Annotated in this window: 19 protein-coding genes and 1 pseudogene; 9 read left to right on the forward strand and 11 right to left on the reverse strand. The window is 43.2% G+C overall.

Annotated elements, in window-relative coordinates:
- Nucleotides 1–49 precede the first annotated feature (49 nt).
- Together OCU50_RS19665 and OCU50_RS19670 are read right to left on the reverse strand one after the other, a co-directional pair.
- Nucleotides 50–940, reverse strand: a complete 891-nt coding sequence (locus OCU50_RS19665; RefSeq protein WP_060469359.1) for a DMT family transporter — start codon at nucleotides 938–940, stop codon at nucleotides 50–52.
- Between the two features lie 155 nt (nucleotides 941–1095).
- A complete protein-coding gene (locus OCU50_RS19670) occupies nucleotides 1096–2100 on the reverse strand; it encodes a porin (RefSeq protein ID WP_060469360.1) in 1005 nt (334 codons plus the stop codon).
- Nucleotides 2101–2478: 378 nt separating this feature from the next.
- Here OCU50_RS19670 and OCU50_RS19675 point away from each other — a divergent pair, with 378 nt between their 5' ends.
- Nucleotides 2479–3501, forward strand: a complete 1023-nt coding sequence (locus tag OCU50_RS19675) for a succinylglutamate desuccinylase/aspartoacylase family protein (protein ID WP_060469361.1) — start codon at nucleotides 2479–2481, stop codon at nucleotides 3499–3501.
- A gap of 124 nt (nucleotides 3502–3625) precedes the next feature.
- On the opposite strand, the gene OCU50_RS19680 is transcribed toward OCU50_RS19675, so the two are convergent.
- From OCU50_RS19680 to OCU50_RS19700, 5 genes are all read right to left on the reverse strand, one after another.
- Entirely contained in the window at nucleotides 3626–4345 is a 720-nt protein-coding gene (locus OCU50_RS19680) for a DsbA family protein (RefSeq protein WP_060469362.1), read from the reverse strand.
- Nucleotides 4346–4454: 109 nt separating this feature from the next.
- Entirely contained in the window at nucleotides 4455–5024 is a 570-nt protein-coding gene (locus OCU50_RS19685; RefSeq protein WP_060469363.1) for a protein disulfide oxidoreductase, read from the reverse strand.
- Between the two features lie 3 nt (nucleotides 5025–5027).
- Complete coding sequence (locus OCU50_RS19690) at nucleotides 5028–7091, reverse strand: protein-disulfide reductase DsbD family protein (protein WP_060469364.1); 2064 nt, start codon at nucleotides 7089–7091, stop codon at nucleotides 5028–5030.
- Nucleotides 7092–7186: 95 nt separating this feature from the next.
- The gene (locus OCU50_RS19695; RefSeq protein WP_153011326.1) at nucleotides 7187–7663 is read right to left on the reverse strand and encodes a hypothetical protein; all 477 of its coding nucleotides are present in this window, start codon (nucleotides 7661–7663) and stop codon (nucleotides 7187–7189) included.
- Nucleotides 7664–8029: 366 nt separating this feature from the next.
- Nucleotides 8030–8278: a hypothetical protein gene (locus OCU50_RS19700; protein ID WP_060469417.1), complete on the reverse strand. Its 249-nt coding sequence runs from the start codon at nucleotides 8276–8278 to the stop codon at nucleotides 8030–8032.
- A 252-nt stretch (nucleotides 8279–8530) separates the two neighbouring features.
- On the opposite strand from OCU50_RS19700, the gene OCU50_RS19705 reads away from it, so the two are divergent.
- The 7 genes and pseudogenes from OCU50_RS19705 (at nucleotide 8531) to dbpA (ending at nucleotide 17190) form a co-directional block, all read left to right on the forward strand.
- The gene (locus OCU50_RS19705; RefSeq protein ID WP_060469365.1) at nucleotides 8531–10135 is read left to right on the forward strand and encodes a mechanosensitive ion channel family protein; all 1605 of its coding nucleotides are present in this window, start codon (nucleotides 8531–8533) and stop codon (nucleotides 10133–10135) included.
- 205 nt (nucleotides 10136–10340) lie between these two features.
- On the forward strand, nucleotides 10341–11180 hold the full coding sequence (locus OCU50_RS19710; protein WP_060469366.1) for a RecX family transcriptional regulator: 840 nt from the start codon (nucleotides 10341–10343) through the stop codon (nucleotides 11178–11180).
- 474 nt (nucleotides 11181–11654) lie between these two features.
- Complete coding sequence (locus OCU50_RS19715; RefSeq protein ID WP_060469367.1) at nucleotides 11655–13283, forward strand: HAMP domain-containing methyl-accepting chemotaxis protein; 1629 nt, start codon at nucleotides 11655–11657, stop codon at nucleotides 13281–13283.
- A 213-nt stretch (nucleotides 13284–13496) separates the two neighbouring features.
- Nucleotides 13497–13727: pseudogene (locus tag OCU50_RS19720) on the forward strand (PstS family phosphate ABC transporter substrate-binding protein); the annotation flags it as partial.
- A 212-nt stretch (nucleotides 13728–13939) separates the two neighbouring features.
- The gene (locus OCU50_RS19725; protein ID WP_060469369.1) at nucleotides 13940–14536 is read left to right on the forward strand and encodes a hypothetical protein; all 597 of its coding nucleotides are present in this window, start codon (nucleotides 13940–13942) and stop codon (nucleotides 14534–14536) included.
- Between the two features lie 217 nt (nucleotides 14537–14753).
- The gene (locus OCU50_RS19730) at nucleotides 14754–15662 is read left to right on the forward strand and encodes an aldo/keto reductase (protein ID WP_060469370.1); all 909 of its coding nucleotides are present in this window, start codon (nucleotides 14754–14756) and stop codon (nucleotides 15660–15662) included.
- 148 nt (nucleotides 15663–15810) lie between these two features.
- Entirely contained in the window at nucleotides 15811–17190 is a 1380-nt protein-coding gene (gene dbpA / locus OCU50_RS19735) for an ATP-dependent RNA helicase DbpA (protein ID WP_060469371.1), read from the forward strand.
- Between the two features lie 72 nt (nucleotides 17191–17262).
- Here dbpA and OCU50_RS19740 read toward each other — a convergent pair whose 3' ends face one another.
- Complete coding sequence (locus OCU50_RS19740; protein ID WP_017058002.1) at nucleotides 17263–17436, reverse strand: hypothetical protein; 174 nt, start codon at nucleotides 17434–17436, stop codon at nucleotides 17263–17265.
- 284 nt (nucleotides 17437–17720) lie between these two features.
- Here OCU50_RS19740 and OCU50_RS19745 point away from each other — a divergent pair, with 284 nt between their 5' ends.
- Complete coding sequence (locus OCU50_RS19745; RefSeq protein ID WP_060469372.1) at nucleotides 17721–18557, forward strand: DUF6279 family lipoprotein; 837 nt, start codon at nucleotides 17721–17723, stop codon at nucleotides 18555–18557.
- An 85-nt stretch (nucleotides 18558–18642) separates the two neighbouring features.
- On the opposite strand, the gene OCU50_RS19750 is transcribed toward OCU50_RS19745, so the two are convergent.
- From OCU50_RS19750 to OCU50_RS19760, 3 genes are all read right to left on the reverse strand, one after another.
- On the reverse strand, nucleotides 18643–19266 hold the full coding sequence (locus OCU50_RS19750; RefSeq protein WP_060469373.1) for a 3'-5' exonuclease: 624 nt from the start codon (nucleotides 19264–19266) through the stop codon (nucleotides 18643–18645).
- 67 nt (nucleotides 19267–19333) lie between these two features.
- Nucleotides 19334–19738, reverse strand: a complete 405-nt coding sequence (locus OCU50_RS19755; protein ID WP_060469374.1) for a PPC domain-containing DNA-binding protein — start codon at nucleotides 19736–19738, stop codon at nucleotides 19334–19336.
- A 113-nt stretch (nucleotides 19739–19851) separates the two neighbouring features.
- Complete coding sequence (locus tag OCU50_RS19760; RefSeq protein ID WP_017058006.1) at nucleotides 19852–21048, reverse strand: DEAD/DEAH box helicase; 1197 nt, start codon at nucleotides 21046–21048, stop codon at nucleotides 19852–19854.
- Nucleotides 21049–21051 lie beyond the last annotated feature (3 nt).

Consider the following 21051-nt stretch of genomic DNA (forward strand, 5'->3'; position numbering starts at 1 on the left):
TTCTCTTATCAATATAGAACGGGCTGTAGAAGTATTTATTTCATTGGCCTTAAATTTTATTAACTTTCGCCGGCTTTTTTGTTTCCCAGTGAGTAATAAACGCAACAGATGCAATAATAATTGCCGCCCCTAACCATAAGCGCCCTGGTGGAACCCAGCTGAATACCAGCCAGCCAGCCAGTACATTGAGTGGTAATTTTGCGTGATCAAACGGTTGAACAAAAGAAGCGTCAGCGACGGAATATGCTTTTACAATCGCCCATTGAGCCAGTGCCGTCATTACACCGATAACGATTAAGATAACCCAAATAGTCCCGCCGCTTGGTGTTTGCCAATCAGGCATGGCCAACAAGATGTTAAATGGCGTGATCAATAGCAAAAGGTAAACCACCATGGTTGAAGGACTGTCTTGTGAAGAGAGCTTTTTCACCATCAGTGAATAGCATGCCCAAAAGAAAGCCGCGCCAACCGGCAGTAACGTTGCCCAGCTAAAATCTTCGGACCATGGTTCGAGAATAACCATAGCACCGACGAAGCCTGCTAAGGTTGCGCCCCAACGAGCTGTGCCCACTTTCTCTTTGAGGAAAAGCCCAGAACCTATGGTTGCAAACAATGGCGAAGTCATGAGAAGAGCAATACCTTGCCAAATAGGTACAGGGTAAGCTAACGCCCATATCCAAAGTTGAATACCGATAACCGATAAAAAAACACGAAATACATGCAGTTTGAGGTTATCGGTTCTGAGCGCGCGACGAATGCCTAACGTTTTTAAGTAAGGAAGAATGGCGAACAACGCGATGGCGTATTGAATGACAGCGACGGTGGTAGAAGTCAGTCCGAAGTGAATGCTCGCGATTTGGGTTAGGCTATTAATCACGGCAAAGGCTAAACCAGCGGTTAGCATCCAGCTAGCGCCTTGGATCGGATGGTGTTGTGACATGATGCTTCTAATTGTTTGATATGGTTTGTCGTATGATACGGATTTAACACCACGAAACCAGAAAAAGCATTGCTGAAGTTGGTCAGAATATTTGAATAACAAAAAAGGTTGAGCAAATGCTCAACCTTTCTATTTATAGCTAAAGTAAATCTAGGTTAGAAGTCGTAACGTACACCTAGACGAAGTGTATCTTCGCCTTGAGTGGTTAGGCCTGTCGTCGCATCTTTCACTTCGTCTAAGTTGTTTAGTTGGTAAGCAATGTATGTGCGAATTGATTTGTTGAATTTGTAAGTACCCGTTAACTCGAAGAAGTCAGCGGTATCTACGGTTACGTTTTGAGACGCATCTTCTTCTAGTTTTTGGTAAAGAGCAGCGAGTTCAAACTGACTGGTTAGTTTGTACTTCGCGGCAATTTCTACACCAGAGAATTCAGTGTTAGCCTTGTCGTCAAGGTCGCCCATCGTGTAAGTTGCACCTAAGTACAGAGCATCCATTTTATAGTTAATACCAGCGATTACAGCCGTTGCTGAACCATTTCCAGCTCCGTTGTCATTGCCTGAATAACCAAGGCCAAACCCTAAACCCATAGGTAGAGTGTAAATACCAGAGACACCGTAACCGTTTGTATCTTTGTCTTCACCAGCAATTAAACTTGCTTTTAAAGAAAGAGCATCAGCATCGTAAGCATATACAAACGTGTTGTTGACTTGCTCGTCGCCGGCATTGATGAAGGCTTTTTGATCACCAGAGAAAATGGTAACGTCCGACATTTCTGAAATCTGGGCTGCTGCTGTATCTTGACGACCTACCGATACTGCACCGAAGCCACCTTCAAAGCCCGCATACATATAACGTTGCTTAAAGTTATCGGTTTCATCATTGTCAGCTGAGGAGTTTACGCCTTGTTCTGCTTCGTAGAAGCCAAAGCCAGATAAGCTATCGTTGATTTCTGTATTACCACCAACATTTAAGCGAACACGGCTCTTGTTTTTCATTGAACCGTCTATTTCAGCACCGCCTGAACCAATGAAATCACCACGGAACTCCGCACGACCGCCTATTTTAAGTTCAGTACCATCAGAGCTGTAAACGGTTGCTGCTAGAGATGAACCTGAAACTAGTGCCGCTACCACTGCAGAAGCTAGAACTGCCTTTTTCATAATCACTTACCTTATATTTTAAATATCCGTGAGCAATGTGCCCTTCGTTTCGATATGAAGCCAATTTAGAGCAGATAAATTAAGCTTTCATTTCTATAGAATTACATTTTCGTGAATGGGGAACTTTTTAGGTGTTGATTTTATTGCACTTTTACTTCAAGTGATTGAGTGGTTTGTAAATAGACATACAAGCTTAGAGTTTTGGAACCGTCTCTTTGAAGGGTTTCACTTTGAAATATGTGAGAATAATATGAACGGAGTTTATGTATAGAGTAGAGCCTGCGGATCAATTAACTGCTTGTGCTGGTTACGATATCCTCTATGATGCAAAAACTTAAAAAGAGAATATATTTTGCTCAACAAGACGGAGAAAGTTGGATGCAAACAGAGTACTTAGGCGATGTTTTACAAGGCAGGCAGGTTATAGGCTCCTTGAATGTTGAAGATCTACCCGTTGGAGCGCATCAGTTTTGGTTCCAAGTGACCAGTGATGGGCTCGGGCAACCTAAAAACATGCCGGTTTCAGTTTTCAAGGGTAGCCAAGATGGCCCTAAGCTTATGGTTACCGCTGGTATTCATGGCGATGAACTAAATGGTGTACTGGCTGCGCAACAAATTATCAGAGACTTGGTGGGTAAGAAGCTAAAAGGTACGGTGACGATCGTGCCGACCGTGAATTTGTCCGGTTTGCTAAATCACAGTCGTGACTTCATCTCTTCCGATCCGGGCTCATGCCCTGCAAACCTCAACCGACTCTTTCCTGGTGATGCCCACGGACTAGCAGCGGAGCGCTTTGTTGCGTCACTGTGGGAGCGCTTACTCAAGCACAATGCGACATTCGCCGTTGACCTCCACACCCAAACTCGTGGTGCGGTATACCCACTTTATGTTTTCGCTGATTATCGAATCGAGCAATGTTTGGAGATGGCGAGACTGATGCGACCAGATTGTGTCCTTAATGATCCCGGAGACCCTGGGATTCTTGAAACAGTTTGGAATCGCAGTGGTATTCCGAGCATCACTGTAGAAGTCGGGATGGGTAAGTTTACTCAACCAGACATGATTCAAAGAGCGGTAGATGGCGTTTTAAATATGCTCTCCTATTACGAGATGCTTGAGGTCGCTGGACAATATCCGCTAGAGACAAAGCAACTGCCAAGCATGGATTGGATTGAAGGCAACAACGTTGTGTCCATTCGCGCTGATATTGGTGGTTTTGTTCTGCCTCAGGTCGAGCTTTTGCAAAGCGTGGAGCAAGATGATCTGTTAGCCATCCAATATGATGCGTTCGGCAATGAATGTCGTCGTTATCACGCGCCGTCTTCTGGTCGTGTACTCAGTTATAACGTGGATGCACTAAGAGAGCCGGGTGCGTTGGTGTGCCGCTTATTGAGCGAGTAAAAGTTAGACAGTGGCTAGGTTTGCCATTTGAAACGCATAAAAAGCCTACTGCGGGTTAACGCAAGTAGGCTTTATCAATTTCATCTTCAATTTTTGCTAAGACTCACAACCTTTCTACATTCGATTAGAAAGCGTCATCCACGATGTCTTTTAATCGGTCGTAAGGCACATAGCCCGGTAAGACCTGACCATTCATCATCATCGTTGGTGTGCCTGTTAAACCTAATGCGCTAAAGGTTTGATGGTTCGTCATCAGTGTGTTGCTTTGGTCTGAAGTGGTGTTCAGTTGTGCTTCCGTTCCTGTTTTCTTTGCCACCGCTTGCAGTGAAGCCTTTGTATGGAGGCCGCTTTTCGCCATCAATAACCTATCAACTTCAGTAAAGGCTTCGCGGTTATCTTTCCAAACCTTCATAGCGTATAGAGCGGCATTAGTATTAAGTTCGTTTATTTGTTGCTGTTTAAATGACAGGTATACATTGATAATTTTGATATCACTATTTTCAGAAGCTAATTGAACTAGGCCTTTTTCTAAACGTTTACAGTAAGGGCAGTTATAGTCGGTAAAGTTAATGATTACCGATTTTCCATCTGGGTTTCCTGTGATTGGGTGCGCGTCATTGTTGTACAGCCAGTCGTGGCTTTCCGCTTGGGCTTTCTGTACTTGTGCTTGGCTCGCGACATACTGCTCTAAACTGGTATGCAGACCCGAAATAGTAGAAGGGTTCTCTTTTAGAAACTGATTAATTTCTTCAAGCTGTTGAGTTTGCTCTTTATTTAACTCGGCAAAGGCATTAGCACTCATTAGTGAACCCAAAATCAGTGTGCTTATCAGATGTTTTTTCATGTTATGTACTCTCTCATTCTTGATAATCGTGAGCGCTCATTAGGTCGCGATCACGGTCTTATTGTTTGTTAAATTGGCTCATTCACTTTGCTTTTTCTTGGTAAGCGAGTTATGCAAAATAGGTTCTGATCCAAAGCCCAATAGGGGAAGTTACGCCCGTTGCGATACTAGTGATCTTTCCGTCTTTGATGATGACGATGCTTGGAGTGACATTAACGCCCCAACTTCTGCTGATTGATCCAGAAAGATCATTGATAACAGGGAAGTCATACTCTTTTGCATCCAAGTAGCGCTGAACGCGTTCGTCTGGACCAGACGATAGAGCGACCGAAACCACTTGATGGGAATCGCCGAAGCTATTTACGGTTGGGCTTACAAATTTGCAGGCACCACACCAAGTCGCCCAAAAATAGACAATGACTGGCTTACCATTTTTGCTTAGCTCGATAACATCAATATCTTTGCCTTGGAGCGATTGGCCCACAATTGGAATCGCAGCGCCTTGAGGCATACTTCTGCTGTGATAAAAGTCCATGGCAAACGAAACCACGCCAACGATCAGTATCATTGAGACCAGTTCCTTTCCCCACTTCTTAAGACGACTTGGCTTTTTAGCTTCATCCTTTATAGAGTTATCTTTTGTAGTGTTAGGCTTCTCTTCATTGTTGGGAATCTTCATCACTTATCTCGCAGCATCGATGGCTTGAACGACAGTGTCACTGTCCAGAATCACGGGCAGTGGAATACCGTTTTTATAGCTTGGGCCATACACGATATTAAATGGCACACCAAATCGGCCGTTACTTTGTAAGTATTGAGTGACGCTTTCACTTGGTGTTGTCCAATCGCCTTTCATCAAAATAATGTCTTCTTGTTGCAGGTGGTTGTAAACCGGGTCTTGAAGAATCACACCGATCTTGTTCGCCTTACAGGTGATACACCAATCAGCAGTCACATCAACAAAGACCGTTTTGCCTTCATCAACTAACTGAGGGATTTGCTTCGCATCCAGCTTTTGCCAAGCAAGGTCATCAACGATAGGTGTCGCCCAGTTATCTGCAGTAACACTACCGACAATAAGAGCAGCACCAAACATCAAGGTAGTGGTTGCCATGATAGGAATCAGTACCTTACGTCCTAACTTAATGCCAATCCAAACTAAGACTGACATCACGATAAACAGTGACAACAAGATGGTTGGGAACTTACCAATGAATGGGCTCAGAAGGCTTGTTAACCAAAGGCTGGTAATGAACATCATTAAGCCAAAAAACAGCTTAACTTTGAACATCCATGCGCCCGGCTTTGGTAGCAGTTGGGTGAGGCTAGGGAACAGTGCGAAAATAAGCCAAGGTGCACTCATGCCGATACCAAGTGCGATGAAGATAGCCCATAACTCTTGGTAACTTGCTCCGAGTGCATACGCGACAGCGGTTCCTAAGAATGGCGCGCTACACGGCGTTGCTAACAGCGTCGCAAACATGCCTTGAACAAAGTGGCCTGAATGTGAGTCATCGCCTTTGGTTGCCATCCATGTGTTCAAACCCGATGGCAGTCTGAACTCGAATAAACCAAGTAGGTTGATTGAGAACAGTAGGGTGATGATCAGCATGAACCCGATAAACCAAACGTTTTGGAATTGGATTCCCCAACCAATCGCATTACCCCCCACTTTTAGAGCTGTCATGCCGAGGGCTAACAGTCCAAATGACGTAATAACCCCCATAGCAGATGCTAGGAATGAGATTCGGATATGTCGGTTTGATGCTCCTTGGTTTTGAATGATGCTGTTTAGCTTCATTCCTAATACCGGCAACACACATGGCATGATATTGAGGATCAAGCCACCAATTAAGGCAAAGCCAATCATCGCAATAAAGCTGGTGTTACTTGATTGATAGGCAATAGGCTCTGAGCCAACCTGCGCCGTCATCTCTTCAGCAAAGTTTGTATCTGAAACCGTGACGCTAACGGTGCGATCGGTTAAGTCGACTTCGCCAATCCAGTTACTCACATCGAATACGGCAGTCATTGTGTTGTCATTGATATGAACGGTTGGCTGAGAGAAGAAGTCATCAATCACTTCTTGCCCATCAATCAACACCATCGGCTTATCCCAGCCTTCTTTACTCATGAGCTGAGTCACTAGTTGTTGCTTACTCTTATCCCAGAACAGACCGTTCACAGAAGTGCGGTTAGCTTCGCGTGGAGATTGGCTCATGCCTTGATTGAACAAGAACATGGCTTCTTCATCGAGCGCTAATGTTTGTGGGTCGATCGGCAGTTCGATGTCGTAATCGGTTAACACACAGATATTAGTGCACGACGGAAAGGTGAGCGAAGCCTTAAACATGGCGGGCTTAGTGTTGTCTTTCAGTGTCAGTGTGACCGGAAAGCTGACGTGCTTTTTGTAGCCCAACGTCATTACGTCTAGCTGCTCGTAGTACTTCGGAATTGGCCAGTGCCACTCTACCGACTCAATGTTTGTTGAATCAGACCAGTCCCAGCTTGGTGGAATACCACCTTCGCCTGGGCTGCGCCAGTAGGTTTTCCAGTCGCCGTCGAGCACGACATCGAGTACGGTTTGAATCTGAGAACCGTCATCCGACTGTTCACCTGTCGACATCATTCGCATTTTGACTGGCGGATGTTCAGGCGCGCTGAGCCATCCCGTAGTCTGTGCTAAAGCAGTAAATGACGTCATAACCAAAAGGGCAGTGACTAGCGTTTTCACGCATGTACGCATGCAGAATGCCAACGAATCGACAAACTTAGTTAGTAGTGTGTTGTACACAAATGTATCTCCAAAAAATAAATAAAAGGGTGCAGTAGCCCGGTTATTCACTCTCTAAATATACAGTGCGTTAGGTGTAAGCGGTGTTTCGTAGATCGAGAAGAGCGATGGTTATCTCTAGACAATCTCGATATGTGAGGTGAAAGGCTGAATTCGACAGCGATAAATAGAATGAAAGGGATCAGCCAACCGGTTTTCGGCGTGGCGAGGGTGAGCATTTTCGAGCTCAGATTGCATGAGTTCGAATTAGACTCCGTTAGTGCTTTAGATGCTTCTGAACCAAACACGCTGTCATAGAGTGCTGATATTCTCTCTAATGATGCGACTACCACTTGTGGGCCATTCGTTTCTGCACCAACGAATACTGATTGGCCAATAAGGAAGTTGGAAACCGTTACTTTCTTTGCTGATAGCGTACTCGCCAGACAAGTTACGATAACCAGTCCGGTAAGAAGAAGCGCCCAAAGCGATTGCCTTTGTTGGCGGTTCTGTTGGGATAAAAAAAGTAGCGGTGTATTCAGCAAATTAGTCAGTAATCGAATCAGTTAGTATTTAACATGGGATATAAGCAGGCTAGCTTAGATAACTTTGCTTCGTGCCACAAGTCATAAAATTGTTAAAGTGGCAAGGCTAGGTAGATGCACAGCCTAGCGTCTAAGGCACCAACGTCCAACTTAAGTTCATAATAATCTGTTCTTTTTTCTATGAGTCGTGTTTATATTTAAATGGCATCAATATAAGCGGTGAGGGGCGGTATTGATATGTACTAAAGTGCAATAGACAGGAGGTGCTTTAAGCGTCAGACATGAAAAAGCCCAATCGCTCGTTAGGAATCAAATTGGGCTTTTTCAATTGGTTTTTAGTGCTTCGTCGCGACGAATTAGAGCGCCTTAGTGAGTGCGACGAGAGCCGTTTCGTACTAGGTCTTTGCCATTATCAAACACTTCTTGGGTGATCCAACGTGCAAGTAGAACTTTGTGGCTGCTATTGAATACAGCAACGAAGTGACGGCCATCTGCGTTATTGGTTGCCATACCTACGCCTTCAACCCCTTCAAGGCCTAAGCCGCCGGCTTCCACTGAAACTAAGAATTTTTCTAGCTCTTCTAGAGACTCAATAATATCAAGTTCGTTGTTCATTTGTATGCTCTCTTGTTGTGAGCCAACATCCTGCTGATGGCGTTTTAGTGCATGCGCTTCAGTGGTGATATTGGCCGTTGTTCTTTGTTGGATGCGTACTCTACAGATCATAAGAAGGGATTGGAACTTTGAAATATTAGATGCCAACTGATTTTTTGCAAACTTTTAACATAACATACGTTTAAATGTTTGTTATTCATCTTCTTTTTACTACTATTGATAGAGTCAATGTAGACAATGGTAGGGATTAGTATGATGAAGGTTTGGCGTTGTCTATTGTTAATGTTGACGTTTGTAGCATTTGGCAGTTTTGCGCAAAGCGTTGAAAAAATAGCAGCAGTACAAGATCAGTTATTGCTTGATTTGGCAACACTAGAAACGGCGCATGATGCGGAGAAACCATTTCTGGAAGATATATTAAGGCGTAAGAACCAAAGCTTACGAGAAGAGATTACTCCCCAGTTATCATCCGATACAAAAGAGGGGCTTGATGTCACTCTTGCTAAGCAGGTTGAACTCTTACAAAAATTGCTGGCATTGAATGAAGTTAAAATTGCTTCAATGACCAAGGAAAGCCTTTCCGCTGAAAATGATGTTCAAAAGCGTCTCGAATTACAAATTCAAAGACGAGTCCGAATGATGGACACTTACTATCAGCAGTTGTCTAAGACATTAAATTGGTCGAAAAATCGTGGTGTAGATGTCACTGTCCATGAAAGTGAGTTAAAAACGGCGCTAATCGCTCGTTCTCAATATCTTACTAACGCCATTTTATACACGGACACACAGCGTCAAGACTTAGAGGCGCGTTTGTCTTTTGTTAGTGAAGAAGACAAAGCCGCCATTAAAACCGAGCTTGAACGCTTTAGTGAACGTATTAGTACTATGGTGGCAAGTTTAGAAAAGACCATCACTTTAATGGAACCGTTTGGCGTGGATGTGACTTCCTACAAGCGGGTACTACTGACCACGACAGGTGATATTAATGTTGATGTGTTAGAGGTTGATGTAGCGCTCGAATTGTTGGATGGGTGGCTTCGCTCGTTGAGCTCATGGGCCTTTGAAAACACCCCCTCTTTTATTGTCAAACTCGCCTTATTTTTAGGCATTTTGTATGTGACTCGTTTAATTTCCAATATTACTCGTAAGACGGTCCGGAAAAGTGTGTCGCACTCAAAAATGGACTTTAGCTTATTAATGCAGGAGTTCTTTGTATCAATCGCATCTAAAGCCGTTGTTTTTATCGGTTTGCTTATCGCACTCTCTCAAATTGGGATTGAGCTAGCTCCGTTACTCACTGGTTTTGGTGTCGCGGGCATCATTATTGGTTTCGCGTTGCAAGATACGTTGTCAAATTTTGCATCGGGTTTGATGATTTTGATCTATCGCCCTTACGATGTTGGAGACATGGTTAAAGTATCAGGCGTTCAAGGTACTGTAAAAGACATGAACTTAGTCTCTACCACTGTTCAAACGATCGATAACCAACGCTTGGTGATCCCAAACAACAAGATCTGGGGGGACGTGATCAACAACATCACTGCAGAACGTGTGAGACGGGTTGATATGGTTTTTGGTATTGGTTACTCCGATGACATCGATAAAGCAAAATCTGTGTTGAACGACATCATCATTGCACACCCTTTAGTGCTAAAAAAACCAGAGCATATGATCAAGCTTCATACCTTGAATACCTCTTCTGTAGATTTCGTGGTAAGGCCTTGGGTTAAGACCGATGATTACTGGGATGTGTACTGGGACGTAACAGAAACGGTGAAGAAACGCTTTGATGAAGAAGGCATCACGATTCCATTCCCTCAACGAGATGTTCATATTTATAATCATGAAGAGAGTTGATTTTTTCTCTAAACGAACCGTTTAAGACTAAGGAAAGTTAATCATAAATGGGCTCCCGACACGGTGCCTATTTTTATGTGTGTTATATAGGTAGTGCCAGCGCCACTGAAAAGAATAAGTAAGTTATGATGATAGACGTTCAGCAAATGGTGTACAGAAAGCAAAGCAGTATACCGAGTGCACGTTGAGACTAGGAGTAAACGACATGAATGATTCACAGCAAAAAACCAATACAAGAAATACAACGGTAAGAAAAGCGACACGAATCGAAAGTGTTATGAACTCTGCGATGTGGCATCTAACTCAGAAGGATATGACAGAGAGTGAGTTGATTGCGAAGCTGAAAGTGAAGACGGATAATCAAGATTGGATCAATGACACATTGAGTAGGTTGAAAGGTTATGGGTATCTGAAATCTGATCAGGATTTCGCTGAGCAATTTGCTGAACAAGCCTTCTTCGGCGAGTTTGGTTCTCGATATATCGTAGAAAAGTTGAAGAAGAAGGGGTTAACGGACTCAATTATTGCTGATGCGATCCATAAGGTTTCTGTAGACAAAAATATAGATGAACAAACCATCTTGATAGACAGAATCAACAACTACTATACAAGTTTTAGTATGAGCCGTGAAAAGCTTGTCGCAGCATTACAAAAACGTGGTTTTAGCTATCAACAGGTGAAAGTTGCCATTGAACAGCACCCGCAAGCGTATGAACTGAAAAGTAATATCCAAATTAAGGCAGAAAAAGCCGATTTGGAGAAAGAAGTGCTCAAGTATGCTCGAAAAGGTAAAGGCATGACCGCTATCCAACAAGAGCTTAAGCAACGACAAATTGACACCAGCGAGCTGTCATCGTTAGTCGATCGTTTGATCAACGAAGAACAGTTAGATTTTTACACTTCTTGTTTGGAACAGTTGCAGAAAAAGTCTTATGACCTTAACGATCATAAAGAACGTTCAAAGGCTTACGCCATGTTGAGTCGTAAAGGCTTTTCATCCGAAGAGATCAAGTTTGCATTGAGTGAGGGGAATGAGGTGAGTTGACGAGGGGGAAAGCTTTTAGTCGAGTACTAGGTATGCTGAGTATCCGTTAATGATTGCCATTTAGACCACTAAGTCACAGAGTTTCAGCTATAACATTCATGTTTGTATTTACGTTGTTGATACTTTAGTCACTATGGTGCAATATCAGTCTATTAGAGTAATGTTTAGACATCGCTAGTGGCCCTATGACAGCGATTGAGCATTTTCACCGTGACTATTTGTAATATTACAGAATTATTATTATCTCGAATTAACGATAACTTCTAGATTATCAAGACTATATCTTGAAGGTAATTAGATGTATGAGCAGAGTTCATGATTATATTTTGAAAATAGTAATAATACATTACCAAGATAGAGCGAAGTTATCGCGTTAGCCTGAATTATAAAAAGGTATCAAGTCGTTACATTAGCGGGGAATATATAACCTGTGTCATATCGAAATGTTCTATTAACGCTGTTTGGAGTAAGTTTATGAGTATTAAAGATTTAAGTGTCGTAAAAAAAATATGGTTGAGCTATTTAACCGTATTTATTGTATTTGCAGCAGTATCGATGATGTTGGTACTGAGTTTATCGACGCTTAATAAGGATATTTCAGTTCTTACAGAGAAGAGTTTACCTTCTGTCGCTATTCTGAAGGGAATCCAAGTAGACATTACTAAAGTGCGAAAAGATGAGTTTTCATTATTACCAAATGGAAATAGTCCTCAAATTGGTGAATGGCTGAAAGATCTAGATCAATGGCGTGCAGATGTACAATCAGGTATTGCTGATTTTGAATCTCTGGCTCTTAATCCTGAAGAAAAGAAGTCGTTTAACACCTTCAAGGATACTTGGAGTCAATATATACAAGAAACTAGGCCTTATAATGACTTGTTGAGTCAGGGGAAGCCTGATGAAGCAAATAAAATCGTGCTATCCAGTTTCTCCACCTATTCAAAAGCACTTAAAAGTTTGGACGATACGCTTGCCTTAAATAATGAGTTGGTCAACCATATTGGTGAAGAGGTTCATGCAGAAGCGCTTGCTACTAAATATAGTGCAGGCATTGGTGCAGTAGTGATTTTCATTGTTATAGGACTGTCTTCTGTCGTACTTTCTCGTGCGATTTGTCGTCCTGTTGATCGTGCATTGGCGTTTGCTTCCAAGATAGCGCAAGGTCAGTTGAACAACACGATTGATGAGAAAGAGCTTACTAAAGATGAGTTAGGTACTTTGTTGAAAGAGCTAGTAACAATGCAAGGCAACTTGCATTCATTGGTTTCTGATATCAGCGATTCCACAATTCAGCTTACAGCGGCGGTAGAGGAAGTGAGTGCTATCTCCTCTCAAACCGCTTCTGGCATGCAGAATCAACAGCTTGAACTGAGTTCTGTTGCTTCGGCAATGACAGAAATGCAAGCAGCAGTAGGGGAAGTAGCACAAAACACCGAGGTTGGTGCGACGTCTGCTTACTCAGCTACCGAGGTGACAAAAAAGGGAACAGATACTCTTCAACGTACCACTGCTGTCATAGAGCGAGTGTCACAAACCATTCAAGACTCTGATGACTTAGCACAAGAGCTTGAATCTAGCTCGAATAACATCAACCTAGTTGTTGACGTGATTCGTGGTATCGCAGAACAGACAAACCTACTTGCACTCAATGCGGCCATTGAAGCTGCGCGTGCGGGGGAGCAAGGACGAGGATTCGCGGTAGTGGCTGATGAAGTTCGTTCATTGGCTCAACGTACGCAAGATTCTACCTCGCAAATTGTCGAAATAGTCAATCAACTGCAAGAAAACACCAACAAGATGGGGAGCTCAAGCCGTGATTGCCAAGCCGGGATTGCTCAGTGTGTCGAGCAGGTCAATGAGGCAGGCAGTCAAATCCAAGAAATTGAACAATCGGTTGATAATATTGCTCAAATGAGCACTCAAATCGCAACGGCGTGCAGCGAACAAAATTCAGTTTCTGAAGAGCTTAATCGTAGTGTCGATCAGATTAATAGTACATCTACAGAAATGGCTGAGGGGGCATCGCAAACAGCGGTAGCTTGTCAGCAAATTAGCAGCCTTGCTCATAATCTTCAAGCTAGGATGGAAACGTTTAAGCTCTGACTTATTTCCACATTATCGCTCAATTTTATATTGAGTCTGAAAATAAAAAGGACGAAGAATATCGTCCTTTTTGTATTTATGGGGCTCGTTATTTTTTAACTTCCTTTAAAACAACGCTTGAATTTCAAGATAATGGCAAATTCATCAAATGTATTCTGTGATGTTGCATATAACGGAATGTAAGTCACAAGCTCACGGTTTACTTTATGGCATATGAGTGCTCGCTACCCGTTAGCCACGGTTTATTATATGTACCTGAACATTCCAGCGCATCGCAAAGGACTTACCGAGCAAGAGAAGTTCTTTGTTGGGCTGACTTTGTCGGAAGAGCATCAAGGCGTGTTGAACCAATATGGTTTCATCAGTTTGCCGCCTGAAGCCATTCAACGTAATAAAGTAAGACTATCGCTTGAAGAGCCAGCGATCGAAGGTGGCTATAAATAATTGGTATGACGCACTGTATGTGAGTCGGCGGAATGGTATTGTTAGTTCCGTAATGGTTCTCAACGTGACGGATTACGTTATTCAGCGATAGAATTTATTTAGCGGGCATGTATGCCCGTTTTTTTTTTGCCTAAAATTTGTGGTTCAGGCGTTTGTTTGCTGATCGGTCGCGTATAATGGACGATTCTTACCGCGCAAAATAAGCACAATTAATGAGAACTTTTCCTGCCTTAACCCTACCTTTGTTACTGGTTTTGAATGCAATTGCATTCTCCGCACAAGCAACCGAAAGCTGGTGGCTGCGAACTGTGTTCAACAGTAGCTCAGTTCAACCGAGTTCCCAACACTATATTAATGATATCGATCTTATGGATTGCGGCGAGATCGAAGGCACTGTGTTGTGCAGTGACCAAACTAAATATTACGATCTGGATGTTTACGTTGAACTGGAGTTAGGTGAATCAAGTATTGAAGTGGTTCGCTTAAGCCTACCGTATTCAAAGTTAAGTTATACGAAGCTTCAGGCTTACCTTCGTCAAGATGGCTTTGCTCTCAGTTCAATTCATATAGGGGAAGATGAGTTCGATGTCGTCGCTCAACTCGAACAAGCGAAACGTGAGGGTGTTGGTTTTGATGAGGTAGATAAGCAGCTTGTTGAGTTTATTAATGCGCCACACCATTCATCCGAGCAAATGAGCCTATGGAATGTTCCTCGTTCTTCCTCATCTTCTTCTTCTCGTACCTCAGAGCCTTGGGTTCTGTTACATACTGATGGTGGCGACCTAACAGTTGAACTAAATCGTTTTTAATGGCTCAAATTTATAGATGCTCTCGTATTTCATTAGAGCAACAAGCCTTTTGGGTTAACGGTTCACGGGCAGACAGCAAGCTATTCTTCATTTCTGTGTTCGTTTTTCATGTGGCTCTCACATTTTTAGTAAGCGTTTAGTTTTGCCAATTGTTATACGTTGAGCCTTCAGTAAAACGAGCTTAGGATACGCTCAGTATTGATAAAGGAGACAACCCATGGTTGCAAAAGTAACGACAGCGCCGCAAGGCTTAGAACTCTCTGAGCTGGTGCAAGGATACTGGCGTACAGCAGAGTGGGGCATGACCCCGCAACAACGCCTGACTTTCCTTAAGCAGCATATTGATCTTGGTATCACAACGGTTGATCACGCCGATATTTACGGTAGCTACCAATGTGAAAAGTTATTTGGTGAGGCATTAGCGCTTGAGCCAAGCCTTCGTGGTGAGATCCAAATCGTCACCAAGTGCGACATCAACTTGTGTGGTGACCACACTCCTGATCGTAAGATCAATCACTATGACACCAGCGCGCACCATATTTACCAATCCGTAAATAATTCTCTAGAACGTTTGGGTGTAAGCGAACTTGATGTATTACTGATTCATCGTCCAGATGTACTTATGGATGCGGATGAGGTTGCAGAAGCTTTTGCAGAATTGCATAAGGTCGGCAAAGTTAAACACTTCGGCGTATCAAACTTTTCACCGCGCCAGTTTGAACTGCTGCAATCTCGACTAGGTAAGCCACTCATTACCAACCAAGTCGAAATTAACCCGTTGAACTTCGAAGTTGCCCATGATGGCACCTTAGATCAACTGCAGATGAATCGTATACGCCCAATGGCGTGGTCTTGTTTAGGTGGTGGTAGCATTTTCAATGGCGATTCAGAGCAAGCGATTCGCGTACGTGATGAACTAGAAGCGATTCGCCAAGAAGTGGGTGCAGACAGCATTGACCAAGTTATTTATGCTTGGGTTCGTCGTTTACCGTCTAACCCAATTGCGATTATCGGTTCAGGTAAGATTGAACGTGTGAAGACAGCCGTTGATGCATTGAAAATTGAACTGACTCGCGAACAATGGTATCGCGTTTGGGTTGCATCTAAAGGTCACGGTGTGCCATAGGAAGCAATTCGAAAATGACGATAAGCCAGCTAACAAAGCTGGCTTTTTTGTGTCTGCCTAACATGTTTCTTCAAAACTGTGATTAAGGTGGAATAATTTTCAAAAACACTCATAATGCACTCTGTTTTTCACCAGTTGGATATTTCCATTGAGCACTTCAAAATTCTCTTCAATCGCCCTTAAGCCAGAGCTTCTAAATACGTTAGATTCTCTTGGTTATACTGAAATGACGCCGATCCAAGCGTTAAGTCTTCCTACAATCCTAAATGGTAAGGACGTTATCGGTCAGGGTAAAACGGGTTCAGGTAAAACAGCTGCTTTTGGTTTAGGCGTGCTGCAGAACCTACGCGTTAAGCGTTTCCGTGTTCAGTCTTTAGTGTTATGTCCGACTCGTGAGCTTGCAGACCAAGTAGCAAAAGAGATCCGTACTCTTGCTCGTGGTATTCACAATATTAAAGTGCTGACACTATGTGGCGGTATGCCAATGGGCCCACAGATTGGTTCACTAGAGCATGGCGCACACATTCTTGTGGGCACGCCTGGCCGTATCCTTGACCATCTAGAAAAAGATCGTATTGACCTATCTGAGTTGAACACGCTTGTGTTGGATGAAGCCGACCGCATGCTAGAAATGGGCTTCCAAGATGCTTTGGATGCAGTGATTGAAGCGGCGCCAAAAGAACGCCAAACTCTGCTCTTCAGTGCAACTTTCCCTAAACAGATCAAATCTGTTGCAGACCGCATTATGCGTAACCCAGAAATGGTGAAGGTTGAATCAACGCACGACCACTCAAGCATCCAGCAACACTTCTATAAGTTAGAAGGTTCTGAAGCTCGTGATGACGCTCTAGAGTTGTTGTTACTTCATCATCAACCAGAATCAGCGGTTGTGTTCTGTAACACGAAGAAAGAAGTGCAGAACGTAAACGATGAGCTAAGCCACCGTGGTTTCAGCGTTATCGAACTTCATGGCGACATGGAGCAACGTGAACGTGACCAAGCTTTGGTTCAGTTCTCAAACAAAACGATCTCGATTCTAGTTGCGACAGACGTTGCGGCTCGTGGCCTTGATGTCGATAACCTAGATGCTGTATTCAACTTTGAGCTATCTCGCGACCCTGAAGTTCACGTACACCGCATTGGTCGTACTGGCCGTGCAGGAAGCAAAGGCGTAGCTATCAGTTTCTTTAGCGAAAAAGAGATGTACCGTGTTGCTCAAATTGATGAATACATGGACATGCCGATAGAGCCATCTGAGTTACCAGCAAAACCAATTGCTAAGCCTTACTACTCAAACATGGTAACCATCCAGATTGATGGCGGTAAGAAAGCCAAGCTTCGTGCGGGTGATATTCTTGGCGCATTGACTGGTCAAGGTGGTATTGATGGAAAATCAGTAGGTAAGATCAACTTGTTTGCAATGCGTGCCTACGTAGCGGTAGAAAGATCGGTGTCTAAGAAAGCGCTAGGTAAAATAGAATCAGGGAAAATGAAGGGTCGTCAATTCCGTGCCCGAATCCTGAAGTAATTCGAGACTAAAGCCCTTTACTGCAAAGTGTAATATTAACGACAATGCAGTAAAGGGGGTTCCACAGTTGATCTATTCATCAGGTCTGATGGAATAAAGATCGTTGATATGTTTTCCTTCGCTAAGATACCAAGTCATCGCTTCCTGTCGATTATTAGCGAATATCGTAATTGTGGTTATTTTTCCAGCGTCAAAATAGCAAAGCTCATATTCTAATTCGCTTGTATGATGAGGAATAGCGGCCATAGCTTGCCTCCCAAATACTAACCATTATAATCTATGCAAAATACATACCGCTAATATGTATTGCATTGTTCTCAATGAACAATAAAAAGTCGAATAATATCACTGCTAGTCGTAAGTTTTATTTTAATCATTTGCCTAAATAGACGGTTTAGCAAGGTGAAGTCTCAATTTATCTGAAAGTTTTTACGATAAGGTGCTTTTATAGCTAATGTTATAAGGTCAACAGTAATCTGATAAGACCATTTTGGTGTTCGTTGGCCAGTAACATGTGATGAGAGGGTGTAATGAGGAAATGCCGTTGGTTAGTCGTATTCGTGTGCTTTCTATTTTCCGGGTGTGGGACGAAATTCGCCTATAACAATATAAGTTGGTTTGCGGTTAGCTATATCGAAGATTTTGTTTCACTATCTAATAGTCAAGAATCAGAGCTCGAAGAGCGCCTCGATTTATTACAGCAATGGCATAAAGAAACTCAACTTCCGCTGTATATTTCGCAATTAGAAGTGATTCAAAGTATTGCTCGCTCCGATATTAATTCTGTGTTTATCGTTGACCAGAGTGAGCAAATTAAACATCATATTCGTTCTATCGTTAATAAATTGGCTCCCGATGTTTACGGGTTAAGTATGCAGTTTACTCCTAAGCAAGATAACGAATTCTTAAAGAACTTCAGAGAAAAGCAGCAAGACTATTACGAAGAAAGGTTATCATTGAATGATGAAGATTCGAGGGAACGATATCGGAGTCGAATAGAAGAGAGACTAGAGCGATGGCTAGGATCGGTATCGAAAGAGCAACAACAGATTATTTCAACTTGGTCTCAAGAGTGGATTAATACCAATGATAGCTGGCGCCAATATCAAAATAACACTTATCAAGATCTATCGACACTGATGCAAAAGAAGACCGATCTGCATATTACGCAGCCAATTATTATGAACCTGCTTTTGAACAACGAAGCTTATTATCCAGACGAATTGGAATCTAAGCTTAATAAGAATATGCAGACATCAGCTAGGTTCTTAGTCGAGATCGCCACAGTGAGCAGTGATAAGCAATGGTCTTATTTCATGAATGAACTAGAGAGTCTCAAATCAACGCTGATGACACTGCAGGAGTAGGCTACCAGTAAGCTTCGTTAATAAATGAAAAGGCTGATCTTGTTAAATCAATCAGCTTTACAGCCATTATCGTATAGTAAGGGTTTTAACCTCGATTACTCACCAACAGTTTTGGGATAGAGCCTTTCGCTGTCTTCGATATTTTCTGCATCAATTGAAAGCTTGGCTGTTGAATGCCGTGGTCGCTTTGCAACTCATCAATCATTAATAACCATAAGCGTGCTGTCATCTCTGAATCGGCTAACGCTCTGTGGAAAGTACCGTCGTTGTCGATATTCTTAAAACGGACAAGGTCGCCTAGCTTATGGGTCGGTGCATCTTGGATCAGGCGGCGAGCAATCAACATTGAGCAAGCGAACTTACCTGTATAGCCTCGGCCAATAAAATCTAACTCTGCATCGAGAAAACGCTTATCAAATGAGGCATTGTGAGCGACAAGTTGGCTGTCTTGAATGAAGTCTGCAAACTCATCCATCACTTCGCTGCAACTGGCCGCCGTGCTTAACATACGGTTACTGATTCCGGTATAGCTTTCAATGAACCCGCTAACACGAAACCCCGGGTTCATGAGTTGCTGGAAGGTGTCGACGACTTCGCCGTTAACGAGCTTAACTGCACCGATCTCAATCGCTCGGTCGCCCATGTTGGGAGATAAGCCTGTGGTTTCGAAATCGAGAACGATAACGGAGTCTGCGGAGTTTGGAGCCATCGTGTTTCCTAATTGCTATTGGGTGGTATCGCTTTATCTGAGGCGTTTGGCGCTGTTATGAGTAAATCTATTGCGTGTTACTGCTGATATTGAGCTCAGTGTAGCCCGTCGAATCATCATGCTCTCTGTTGAAGGTCAAAGTATCGTAACGGTGAACAATCAATTCAGCCGTGGTGGCGATAATCGTTCCCTCCAGTAGATGCCCGCCAATCACATCACCATTCTCATCAGCAACGGATATATGAACGTGCTGGTGGTTAGGCGTTAACGTTGCCATCACAGATACGATTTCGAACGGAGCTTGAACTAGCTTGGTATTGTTGGCATTAGCTAAGCGAATATTGAGTTGAGAAACACACCCGACACAAGACGCAATAGAACCTGCCGAGATACTGTGCGCTGTCACTAACCTCTGGATCTCAAGCTTAAGATCTTGCCCGCGGGTTAATCTCGTTGCGATAGGAGTGATCATCTTGTTACCTCAACTTTATATGTATTTCAAAGAACAAAACGAAGCCACATAGGGCTTCGTTTTATTTTCATTTTGGCTAACGCGACTTTTGCATTTTCTGTAACTGAAATTACTTAGTCTTGTTGCTGTTCTCTTTTCTTCTTAGGTACGAAGTTCAGCACTGAAATCGGCACTTCTTTGCGTGGTTCGAAGCCTTCCACTACACGACGCTCAATCAGGTGACCAAGGCGTTTTTCAATAATGCACAGGTTCTTGAAGTTGTCTTTCGATAGGAAAGAGATCGCTTCACCAGACGCATCAGCACGGCCTGTACGACCAATTCGGTGAACATAGTCGTCCGCTGGGAATGGGATGTCGTAGTTCACTACGCGGCTTAAGTTATCGATATCGATACCACGCGCAGCAACGCCTGTTGCTACTAAGTATTTTAGGCGACCTTTCTTGAAGTCGGCCAGAATCTTTTCACGAATCGCTTGGCTGCGTCCACTGTGGAAAGCTTCTGCCTGAATGCCACGCTTTTCAAGTTGAGCCACCAACTTAGCCGCGCCGTGTTTAGTTTCGATAAAGATAAGCGCTTGATCCCAATTACCTTCGGTAATCATGTGGCTCAATAGTGCTGATTTACGGTCTTTATCTACCGTTACCAACCATTGCTCAATGTTCGCTTTAGACGCGTCAGTCTTGGCAATCGAAATCTCTTCCGCTTCACTGATTGCGCTTTTCGCTAGCGCACGAACTGGCGTTGAAAGCGTTGCTGAGAACAACAGGTTTTGAATGTCTTGTGGCAAACGCGCGATGATTTTGTTGATGTCTTCAATGAAACCCATGTCTAGCATGCGGTCGGCTTCATCTAGAACCAGTACTTCCACTTCATCAAAGTGAACGGCACGTTGTCCGTACATGTCGATCAAACGGCCTGGCGTTGCAACCAGAATATCAACACCTTCAATCAGACGGTCTTTTTGGTGCTGGTAAGACACGCCACCGTACATCGCTAGTGATGTTAGGTTTAGGAACTTGGCGTACTTAGTAATGTTCTGTTCAACCTGAATCGCAAGCTCACGAGTTGGTGTAAGGATCACGGCGCGAATACGTTTTTTACGCTGCGTTTCGCCTTTGCTTAGCATTTCTAAGATAGGGAGAACAAAGCTCGCAGTTTTACCTGTACCTGTTTGTGCTGCCGCAATAAGGTTCTTACCAGAAAGTACAATTGGAATTGCTTTTTCTTGAATCGAAGTTGGCTTTTCATAGCCTTGTTTTGCAACGGCTTTAACAATAGGTGAGCTTAATCCAAGCTTGGAAAATGGCATAAG

The sequence above is a fragment of the Vibrio toranzoniae genome (assembly GCF_024347655.1).
In the GTDB taxonomy this organism is placed as follows: Bacteria; Pseudomonadota; Gammaproteobacteria; order Enterobacterales; family Vibrionaceae; genus Vibrio; species Vibrio toranzoniae.

Coding starts and splice junctions, on each gene's coding strand:
- OCU50_RS19665 (WP_060469359.1), bottom strand. CDS start 940: ATGTCACAACACCATCCGATCCAAGGCGCTAGCTGGATGCTAACCGCT.
- OCU50_RS19670 (WP_060469360.1), bottom strand. CDS start 2,100: ATGAAAAAGGCAGTTCTAGCTTCTGCAGTGGTAGCGGCACTAGTTTCA.
- OCU50_RS19675 (WP_060469361.1), top strand. CDS start 2,479: ATGCAAACAGAGTACTTAGGCGATGTTTTACAAGGCAGGCAGGTTATA.
- OCU50_RS19680 (WP_060469362.1), bottom strand. CDS start 4,345: ATGAAAAAACATCTGATAAGCACACTGATTTTGGGTTCACTAATGAGT.
- OCU50_RS19685 (WP_060469363.1), bottom strand. CDS start 5,024: ATGAAGATTCCCAACAATGAAGAGAAGCCTAACACTACAAAAGATAAC.
- OCU50_RS19690 (WP_060469364.1), bottom strand. CDS start 7,091: ATGCGTACATGCGTGAAAACGCTAGTCACTGCCCTTTTGGTTATGACG.
- OCU50_RS19700 (WP_060469417.1), bottom strand. CDS start 8,278: ATGAACAACGAACTTGATATTATTGAGTCTCTAGAAGAGCTAGAAAAA.
- OCU50_RS19705 (WP_060469365.1), top strand. CDS start 8,531: ATGATGAAGGTTTGGCGTTGTCTATTGTTAATGTTGACGTTTGTAGCA.
- OCU50_RS19710 (WP_060469366.1), top strand. CDS start 10,341: ATGAATGATTCACAGCAAAAAACCAATACAAGAAATACAACGGTAAGA.
- OCU50_RS19715 (WP_060469367.1), top strand. CDS start 11,655: ATGAGTATTAAAGATTTAAGTGTCGTAAAAAAAATATGGTTGAGCTAT.
- OCU50_RS19725 (WP_060469369.1), top strand. CDS start 13,940: ATGAGAACTTTTCCTGCCTTAACCCTACCTTTGTTACTGGTTTTGAAT.
- OCU50_RS19730 (WP_060469370.1), top strand. CDS start 14,754: ATGGTTGCAAAAGTAACGACAGCGCCGCAAGGCTTAGAACTCTCTGAG.
- OCU50_RS19740 (WP_017058002.1), bottom strand. CDS start 17,436: ATGGCCGCTATTCCTCATCATACAAGCGAATTAGAATATGAGCTTTGC.
- OCU50_RS19745 (WP_060469372.1), top strand. CDS start 17,721: ATGAGGAAATGCCGTTGGTTAGTCGTATTCGTGTGCTTTCTATTTTCC.
- OCU50_RS19750 (WP_060469373.1), bottom strand. CDS start 19,266: ATGGCTCCAAACTCCGCAGACTCCGTTATCGTTCTCGATTTCGAAACC.
- OCU50_RS19755 (WP_060469374.1), bottom strand. CDS start 19,738: ATGATCACTCCTATCGCAACGAGATTAACCCGCGGGCAAGATCTTAAG.
- OCU50_RS19760 (WP_017058006.1), bottom strand. CDS start 21,048: ATGCCATTTTCCAAGCTTGGATTAAGCTCACCTATTGTTAAAGCCGTT.